Raw genomic sequence first — 4,246 nt, forward strand, 5'->3', positions numbered from 1 at the left:
ACATCCACAAACACCACGGCATGGCGTTCCCGATGCCACGTCAGAGCGGTGAGAAAAAAAGCGGCCAGCATCATCGGGAGATGGCCAGGATTCATGCGCTCCAGAGTGAGGCGGGGATCCTGGATCCTGAATACCGCGAGATCCTTTGGGATCGGTATTCCGTGCTCTCTTCCAGAAGCCTCTCCACCACCCAGCGGGCTGATTTTGTGCTCTACCTGCAGGCCAGAGCCGGGGGTCGGCAACCATTCCCGGGCAGGCCTGAGCAGCACTTTTTCGAGCGGGAGGATATCGGTCCCAGCCTCGGGAAAGTGGAGGCGCTGCTGGCCGACGCCAAGCGGCCCTGGAACTATGCCCATGCCATCGCCAAGCGGTTGGCCAAGGTGGACCGGGTGGAGTGGTGTGATGGCCGAGGCATCCACAAGGTTGTCTCCGCCATGCAGAAAGATGCCAACCGCAGAAAGGCGCGGGAGGGGTGATGGATCTTGATCTTCAGCTGTGCGAGCTGCCCGACTCTCTCCAGCAGATGGTGGAGTTGATCGGCTACCCGGCCACCCTGGGGGTGCTGGATCTCTACGGCGGCATCACCCTGCCCGTACTCACCCGAGCCGATGAGGAGCACCCTCTGGCGAAAAAGATCGGGCTGGAAGCGGTGAAGCAGCTGGCAGGCTACTACGGCTCCGAAAGGCCCACCATTCCCAGGGCGGCAAAAGCCATCCGCTGCGCCCGGGATCGGGAGATTCACGAGCTGTACAGTCGGGGCGGCACCACCGTTGAGGAGATCGCCCGAAAATTCGAGCTGACCGGGCGGGCTGTGACGAAGATTTTGGGGAGGCCGCTGGCAGAGCCTTCGAGGCAAATGGCTTTTGATTTTGGGAGTGACTGATGGCGCTTACTGGCAAGCCCGCTCCTCCACGCTATCCACGACCTGCCCGGGACTGGTGCCAGCAGGTGTGGAGCGGGCTTGTCAGTGAATGTCAAAAAGTGGGGTGATGATGGCATAGCCTAGTCCTGCTGTTGATTTGAAAGTGGAAAAATGCCACCTTAAAGTTTTTTATAGATCTCTTTATGGAGGCGTTCATGGTTATTATCATCCCCCAGTACATCAATTTTTCCCATTCCTCCGACCTCTCAATCCCGGAGATCGCCAAGACGCTGACCGCGATGGATCGGATAACCAGAAAGGTGGCCACAGCCAGCACCTTGCTGGAACCGACTTTGGGAGGGGCAACCTGCTCTGTCACGCTTTCACAGCTTCAGTCAGGCAGCCTGCTCACAGACCTGATTTTCAAATTTATGCTGAGTGAAAAGCAGGCCGAACAACTAAAAAGGGATTTCAGTGAAATGCCCACCAAACAGTTTCTTGAGAAACACGGAGTGTTGCTCAAGGTTCTCTTGGGTTTGTGTATTCTGGGGGGCGGATCTGCCGCTTTGAAAGCTGTTTCGCCTGCCGCACCCACCTATCACATCGAACACACCTACAACCATTTTTACGAGACTGGAAAGGGGTTGGGCGTTCCCGAAGAACGTCTCAATCAAGCAGTCAATGTCACGCTGAAGAAAGAAAAACAGGCGGCAGAGGATGCGGTCAGACTGGTAAGCCCTGCCAGGCGCGACCCGAATGGAGCCATAGATTTTGGGTCGTCACTACGCATCCCTCCCGAGGCCTTGTGGGAATTTCCTGAAAAGGTCACATGGGAGCCCACCACTGAGTCAATCGACGGGACAGAGGTTTTGATTCGTGCGACGGATCGGGACAAAACCGATAGCGGGTGGTCGGCCATTGTTCCAGCTTTTTCCGAGAAGCGATTGACGCTGAAAATCGACCCCAGCCTGGACCTGAGTCGCCTTGCCAGCCATGAAAACGTGACCGGCGACATTACAGTAGAGTTCAAAACCAGTGCCAGTGGGCGAAGAAAGCCTGCCGGGTATTTTCTGGCTGATTACCGGGTTGAAAGGGAAAACAAATAGCCCACTACTCCCCCCGCTCCAGTAGGGGTAAACAGCTTTAGAGGGGTTGTGCTCAAAAGCGAACTATAGTTCGCTTTTGCCGCCGACCTGTCAGGCTGTTCCTGAAAAAAACGGAACTCCTTCCTCTTCAATCCTCCCCCCCCATCCCTCTAGGGTCATAGGCACACAGACTATATCTGCCCACTGACTTCTGGAGACATCACCATCATGGACATCAAGCGAGCCATTTCACTCCTAATCATCCACTGTGCCGCCACTCCCAACGGCAAGGATTTTTCCGCCGATACCATCAGATCGTGGCACACCGATCCCCCACCCCGTGGCCGAGGCTGGAGCGATATCGGCTATCACTTTGTCATCCGTCCAGACGGTACGGTTGAGCCGGGACGGTCTCTGGAGCGGGTTGGAGCCCACGCCAAAGGGCATAACAGGCACTCCATCGGTATCTGCATGGTCGGTACGGATCGATTCACCCCAGCCCAGTGGCTTGCTCTGCGGGTGCTTGTGGGAGGGTTGGAGGCGATGCTCGACGATGTGAAGGTAAGGGGACATCGGGATCTGCCAAAAGTGCGCAAGTCGTGCCCTGGCTTTGATGTTTCATCGTGGCTGTCTGGCGGCATGGTGCCGGAGGAACAACATATTCTGGGGGAAAAGTGATGGGGCGCTATTTTCAGGTAGTGCAGTTTGCGATGGCTCTTATGAGCCAGTTGGCGGTGCTGCTGAAGGACCGCAAGATCACCGTGCAGGAGGCGGTGTTTTTGCTTTATTTCGCCGTCCAGCAGGTCGGTATCCAGAAGGTCTCAGTCAAAGTCGGTTTTTTTCGTAGCCTGGCCCGTATTTTTGAGGTCGCTGCCGATGCCATGGAGGATGGCGAGGTCACTCTTGATGAGGGGGTCGATCTGATCCAGCTCGGTGTTGATGAGATCGAGGTGGGTGACGTGGTCCTGCTGGAGCTTGAGGGGTAGGTCATGAGCGGCGACAGCTCACACCACGATCTCCTGATCAGTATCCTGGAGACTCAGGGGAAGGTATTGGAGTCCCAAGGGGAGTTGAAGGGGCGGGTAGATAGTGTGATCAGCCGTCTTGACACAGGCGCTCAAAAGTTCGAGCGGTTTGATTCCCGGATCCGCCTGATGGAGCGACTGTTCGGCGTTGTGACGATCATCGGTGGCGGGTTGGTGATGGGGGTTTGGGAGTGGGTCAAGGCAAAGGTGTCCATCTGATGGCCCACCCCGCCTCCTCCAAGATTTTGGCCCGAAACCTCTACATCCGTGGCAAAAGTTGGTCCTACATTGCCACCGAGACCGGCGTCTCTGAGTCAACCCTTCAGGGCTGGCGCAAGAAGGCCAAAGCTGAAGGGGATGATTGGCTCTCCGAGCGGACATCCAGGCACCTCGCAGGGTCTGGGAGAGACGCCCTGATCCAAACCATTCTTCAGGACTATCTGGAGGCCCACGCCGCCACTCTGACTGACGTCAAAGGGAGCGATATGGATCCGGCTAAAAAGGTGGACGCTTTATCCCGCCTGGCGGACGCCCTCACCAAAACCCTCTCCTCTCTGGAAAAGTCCAGCCCCAAACTCTCCAAGCTCGCTGTAGCGAAAGAGGTGCTGGAAAAGCTGGTCAAGTATATCTCCACCCACCACCCTCAAGCCGCCCCCGTTCTGCTGGAGGCTCTGGAGCCCTTTGGTGAACGGCTGGCCCGAGACTATGGCTAAGACCAGCGCATCGATCTTCAGAAAAGAGCTGGCCCAAATCGCCGAAGAGTTGCGTCGGAGTATCGAGGCGGACGTCTCCGGCTTCGATGCCGACCCCCAGGCGATCCAGCAGCGGGTGGCTCGCTCCAATGGCGACTTTCAGTTTTTCGCCGAGACCTATTTTCCCCACTATCTCACCGGTCCAGCCAGCGTCCTCCATCGGTATCTATTCAAGATCCTGCCTCAGATGGTGGATGAGGAGAGCGGCCAGCGCCACGCCATCGCCGCCCCCCGAGGAGAAGCCAAAAGCACTATCGCCACCCGCATCTTCACCCTTTGGTGTGTGCTGACAGGTCGCAAAAAATATATCCCCATCATCATGGATGCCATGGACCAGGCAGTGGTGATGCTGGACTCCATCAAGGCGGAGTTGGAGGTAAACCCCAGGCTGAAGAGCGACTATCCCGATCAGGTGGGTGAAGGCCGGGTATGGAAGGAAGGTGTCGTCATCACCAAGGGTGACGCCAAGGTGCAGGCCTTCGGCTCCGGCAAGCGCAAGCGTGGCTTCCCGGTCCTCTTTCC

General features: G+C 57.0%; 8 protein-coding genes. All 8 read left to right on the forward strand.

Features of this window, described 5'->3' with window-relative positions:
- Positions 1–32: 32 nt before the first annotated feature.
- Positions 33–476, forward strand: coding sequence for a DUF1018 domain-containing protein (locus tag HQL52_20060; protein ID MBF0371736.1), 444 nt, complete (start codon positions 33–35; stop codon positions 474–476).
- Positions 476–883, forward strand: coding sequence for a hypothetical protein (locus HQL52_20065; protein ID MBF0371737.1), 408 nt, complete (start codon positions 476–478; stop codon positions 881–883). Before HQL52_20060 ends, HQL52_20065 begins: the two co-directional genes overlap by 1 nt.
- 194 nt (positions 884–1,077) lie before the next feature.
- Positions 1,078–1,968 (forward strand): hypothetical protein, encoded by an 891-nt coding sequence (locus tag HQL52_20070; protein ID MBF0371738.1) that lies wholly within the window; start codon positions 1,078–1,080, stop codon positions 1,966–1,968.
- A 207-nt stretch (positions 1,969–2,175) separates the two neighbouring features.
- The gene (locus tag HQL52_20075; protein MBF0371739.1) at positions 2,176–2,625 is read left to right on the forward strand and encodes an N-acetylmuramoyl-L-alanine amidase; all 450 of its coding nucleotides are present in this window, start codon (positions 2,176–2,178) and stop codon (positions 2,623–2,625) included.
- Positions 2,625–2,933: a hypothetical protein gene (locus HQL52_20080; GenBank protein ID MBF0371740.1), complete on the forward strand. Its 309-nt coding sequence runs from the start codon at positions 2,625–2,627 to the stop codon at positions 2,931–2,933. The genes HQL52_20075 and HQL52_20080 overlap by 1 nt, the downstream gene beginning before the upstream one ends.
- 3 nt (positions 2,934–2,936) lie before the next feature.
- Positions 2,937–3,191 (forward strand): hypothetical protein, encoded by a 255-nt coding sequence (locus HQL52_20085; GenBank protein ID MBF0371741.1) that lies wholly within the window; start codon positions 2,937–2,939, stop codon positions 3,189–3,191.
- Positions 3,191–3,685 carry a DUF1804 family protein gene (locus HQL52_20090; GenBank protein MBF0371742.1) on the forward strand — a complete coding sequence of 165 codons (495 nt, stop codon included), beginning with the start codon at positions 3,191–3,193 and terminating at the stop codon, positions 3,683–3,685. The genes HQL52_20085 and HQL52_20090 overlap by 1 nt, the downstream gene beginning before the upstream one ends.
- Positions 3,657–4,246, forward strand: a 590-nt coding sequence (locus tag HQL52_20095; protein ID MBF0371743.1) for a hypothetical protein, incomplete at its 3' end; no start/stop codon positions are given. The genes HQL52_20090 and HQL52_20095, both read left to right, overlap by 29 nt.

This window comes from Magnetococcales bacterium, assembly GCA_015232395.1.
Taxonomy (GTDB): Bacteria; Pseudomonadota; Magnetococcia; order Magnetococcales; family JADFZT01; genus JADFZT01.